Below are 4,204 nucleotides of genomic sequence, written 5' to 3'. Positions count from 1 at the left end.
CAGGAACTCGACGCCCCGCACGCACGCGGGATGGCCCCCACGCCCGGCGGCGGACAGGGCCAGCACGGCCCAGGCCGTCATCACCGCTCTCCCCTCCCGGGACGGGACAGGGCGGCGCAGCGTGCAGCTGAGCGGTGACTCGCCCCAGGAGCCGTCCTCGTGCTGCAAGGAGAGCAGGAAGGCGCACGCGCGCTCGACGGCGGGATCGGTGGGTGGTACTCCTGCCGCGAGCAGGCCGCGCACGGCGAACCAGGTGCCGTAGGTGAAGCAGATGCCCCAGTTGCCTTCGAAGCCTCCGTCCGCGCGCTGGCTTTTCAGCAGGAAATCGCGGCCCGCGCGCACGGCACGGTCGATGGCGGCGGAGCCGGAGAAGGACGGGAGCCGGGAGCGTGCCGCCGACAGGGCCTGGAGGCAGGAGGCGGTGCATTCGACATGCGAGTAGTCGACCATGATGTCGTCGAACACCTGTGAAGGGTTGAGGCGTTCGAGCCATCGCCCGCCGCGGACGCGCTCGTAGGTGGGCCAGCCGCCGTCGGGGTTCTGCCACGCGAGCAACAGCCGTACGGCTTCCTCCAGCCGCCCCGGGTCCAGGGGCTCCAGTACCGACGCGTGGCAGTGCAGGACCGCGGTGAGGGCCTCGGCCGTGCAGTCACTGATCGGCCAGCCGTGGGCGCGGGTGGAGAACGGCCAGCCGCCACGGGACGGGTCGCGGTGAAAGCGGTCCTGTTCGGGCGGCTCCTCCCGGATCTGCTGGCTGTCGATGAAGCGGAGTGCGGCACGCAGCACGCCATGCCCGGTCCGGCCCTCGACGGCCCGGTCCCCCGCGGCGAGTGCCTGCACGGTGAAGGCCGTGTCCCACAGCTGCGAGGAGTTGTAGCACTGCATGTCGATCGCGGTCTCCCGGTCCCACACGTACGCGTCCAAGCCCTCCAGTCCCGTCCGGAAGCGCTCGCCGCCGGGCTCGCGGAAGTGGTGGACGAGAGTGTTGAGGACCGCGTTGACAGGGCCGATGCGCAGCCCGCCGGTGACCTCGTCCTCGTAGTCGATGTGCCGCTCCAGGCAAGCGAGGGCACGGCCGCGCACCCGGCGCGGGACCAGCCGTTCCCAGAGCCTCAGCAGGGCCGAGAGGGTCCTGAACTCGACCGACAGCGGGCGGTAGTTGTCGCACGGGGCAACGCTGGAGCGGTGTGCTGCCCAGTCGATGTGCTCGTAGGGTCTGGCGTACAGCTCGGCCCGCAGGGACCTCACGAGTCCGTCGTCCGCCGACGCGGCCGCCCGGCGTCCGTACAGCCACGCCATCGGCAGGTACACCTGGCGGGCATGGCACCACAGCCGACGGGGATGCAGCGGCGCCCACCGGGGCAGCAGCCAGCTCTCCGGGGTGAGCGGATGCAGCCCCCGGTATTCGTACAGGCCCATCGCGCACAGGACGACCTTTCCCCAGGACGCCGAGCGCAGGGGGGTGCCGTGCTCGTGGAGCCAGGTGCGCAGACGGGTCGTGTGACCGGCTCCCGGTTCCTCTCCGAGCAGGCGCAGGGCCACGTACCCGAGGGTGGAGGTGAACACCGTGCCGGGCCCTCCGGGGTACATCCCGATGCCTCCGTCGTCCCCGATGCACGAGATCAGGTGATCCCGCATCCGAGCGGCACGGGCGGCCGGAACGGGCTGCCCGGAAACGTGGCGCAGGGCCACGTACATCGGGAGGAGGAAGGTCGCGCCGCCGTAGGCGTAGTGCCAACTGCCGTCGTCTTCCTGGGTTCCCGCGAGGTTGCACATGTCGGTGAGAATGGCTTTCCGTACCCGTTCGCGTAGTTCGTCTGCCATGTCCCCATGCTGGAGCATGCGCATCAACGGGACAAAGGCTCACCACTCCATGAGGTGAACAGCCGCCCGTTCACGAGGCGTAGGCGCGCAGGAGGCGGTCCCGGTGGGGCGGACGGCAGGCGCAGCGGTCCGGCCCCGGGAGTGAGGGAGCCGAGGACGCGGGCCTGCCGGGCGCCGGTGCACGCCGGGAGCGTCCCGGGCAGGCCGAGCGCGCTCAGGAAGCCCAGTACCGCGAACGCGTACGCCTCCTTGGCCGCGGACGGGACGCCGAACTCGTCGGACGTGCGCACCGGAACGCCCGGCAGTTCCGCGCCCAGCATGCGCATCAGCGTCGGATTGCGGGTGCCGCCGCCGGAGGCGACGACCTCCGTGGCCCCGCGCGCCCGCACCTGGTCGGCGACGGTGCGCGCGGTGAGGGCGGTGACCGTGGCGACGACGTCCTCGGCGGGGACGGCCCCCGCTCGCGCCAGCGCGGCCAGCAGGTAGGGCAGGTGGAACAGTTCCTTGCCCGTGGTCTTCGGGGCGGGCCGTGCGTAGTACGGCTCGGCGAGCAGCGGTTCGAGGAGACGAGGGCACACCCTCCCGCGCGCGGCCAGGGCGCCCTCCGCGTCGAACGCGAGGCGGCCGTGGCTGACGTGGCGGACCGCCGCGTCGATCAGGGCGTTGCCCGGCCCGGTGTCGTAGGCGAGGGGTGCCTCGCCGGGCACGGTCACGTTGGCGATGCCGCCGAGGTTCAGGGCGACGGGGCGGCCCGGGCGGTCGCGCAGCCACATGACGTCGAACAAGGCGACCAGCGGCGCGCCCTGTCCCCCGGCCGCGACGTCGCGGGAGCGGAAGTCCGAGACGACCGGCAGCCCGGTGCGCTCGGCGATCCAGGACGCCCCGCCGATCTGCAGTGTGCCGTGGACGCGGCCGTTCTCCGTCCAGTGGAAGACGGTCTGGCCGTGGGAGGCGACGAGTTCGGCCCGGCCGCCGCAGAGCTCACGGTCGGCACGCGCGGCGACCTCGGCGAACGCCCGGCCGATCCCGGTGTCCAGGCGGCACACGGTCTCCATGCCGGTACGCGCCGGGGGCAGCGCGGCGGCGAGCTCGGCGCGCAGTCGCTCGTCGTACGGCTCGCCGAGCTCGCCCAGGGGCGCCAGGTACAGCGTGTCGCCCTCGGCCCACAGGTCGGCGGCAGCGGCGTCGATCGCGTCGTACGAGGTGCCCGACATCAGCCCGATCACGCGCATGGCCACGCTCCCGTCAGCCCCGCAGGGCGCGCCGGTGGTCGTCGGCGCGCAGTGTCGTCAGCGCCACGCCGCTGACCGCGCAGGCGGCCATGGCGTAGTACGCCGGGATGTCCGGGTCCGCGGTGCGGTGGAGCAGTTCGGTGATGACGAGACCGGCGCAGCCCGAGAAGACGGCGTTGGCAAGGGCGTAGGCCAGCCCCAGCCCCGTGCAGCGCAGCCTGGCGGGGAACATCTCCGCCAGCATCGCCGGGCCGGGACCGGCCATCAGCCCGACCAGGGCCCCGGCGAGGAACAGCGCGCCGCCCCTGACGGCGAGCGGTACGCCGTCCTCCTGGACCACCCTCATCAGCGGGAAGGCGAGGAGCACGACGAGCCCGGCCCCGGCGGTGACGACCGGCCGACGCCCGACGCGGTCGCTGAGCGCCCCGGCGGGGAGGATGGACAGGGCGAACCCGAGGTTGGCCAGACAGGTGGCGACGAGTGCCTGCCGGAACGTGGCCCCCAGCGTGTCCTGGAGGTACGAGGGGAGGACGACCAGGAAGGCGTAACCGGCCGCGGACCAGCCCATGACGCGCCCGATGCCCAGCACGACGGCCCGGACGACCTCTCGCGGCGCGACCTCTCGCGCCGGAGCCGCCTGAGCCGTCGGGACCGGACCGGCGGAGTGCTCCGGCGCCTGCCCCGGCGCCGCCCCGTCCAGCCGCAGCCGGAGCCACAGCGCCACCAGGCCGAGCGGCAGCGCGAGCAGGAAGGGCACCCGCCACCCCCAGTCGTACAGCGCGCGTTCGCCCACGGCCGTCGCGGTCACGGCGGCCAGACCCGCCCCGGCCAGCAGCCCCAGGGCGACGGTGAACGACTGCCAGGCCCCGTACAGCCCGCGCCTGCCGACCGGAGCGGACTCCGTCATCAGCGACACCGCGCCGCCGAACTCCCCACCGGCGGAGATCCCCTGGACCGCGCGTACCGAGGTGAGCACCCAGGGCGCGGCCGCGCCCAGCGTGGCGCGGGTGGGCAGCAGTCCGATCGCGGCGGTGGCCGCGGTCATCAGGAGCACGGACAGGACGAGCGCGGGCCGCCGGCCGACCCGATCCCCCACCCGGCCGAACAGCGCCGCCCCGACCGGCCGGAAGAAGAAGGCCAGTGCGAAC

The 4,204-nt window shown here is 73.6% G+C and carries 3 protein-coding genes; all 3 read right to left on the bottom strand.

Translation table 11 applies throughout. From position 1 onward, the window contains the following. On the bottom strand, positions 1 to 1,824 hold a 1,824-nt coding region (locus tag K6I34_RS32770; RefSeq protein WP_229331677.1), incomplete at its 3' end, for a prenyltransferase/squalene oxidase repeat-containing protein. Positions 1,825 to 1,847: 23 nt separating this feature from the next. After that, positions 1,848 to 3,056 (bottom strand): anhydro-N-acetylmuramic acid kinase, encoded by a 1,209-nt coding sequence (locus K6I34_RS32765; RefSeq protein WP_229331676.1) that lies wholly within the window; start codon positions 3,054 to 3,056, stop codon positions 1,848 to 1,850. 13 nt (positions 3,057 to 3,069) lie between these two features. Continuing rightward, a partial coding sequence (locus tag K6I34_RS32760) for an MFS transporter (protein WP_229331675.1) occupies positions 3,070 to 4,204 on the bottom strand: 1,135 nt, incomplete at its 5' end.

This window comes from Streptomyces sp. UNOC14_S4 (assembly GCF_020740835.1).
Classification (GTDB): Bacteria; Actinomycetota; Actinomycetes; order Streptomycetales; family Streptomycetaceae; genus Streptomyces.
This window is presented reverse-complemented; position numbering and strand designations above follow the sequence as displayed.

Coding starts and splice junctions, on each gene's coding strand:
- K6I34_RS32765 (WP_229331676.1), bottom strand. CDS start 3,056: ATGCGCGTGATCGGGCTGATGTCGGGCACCTCGTACGACGCGATCGAC.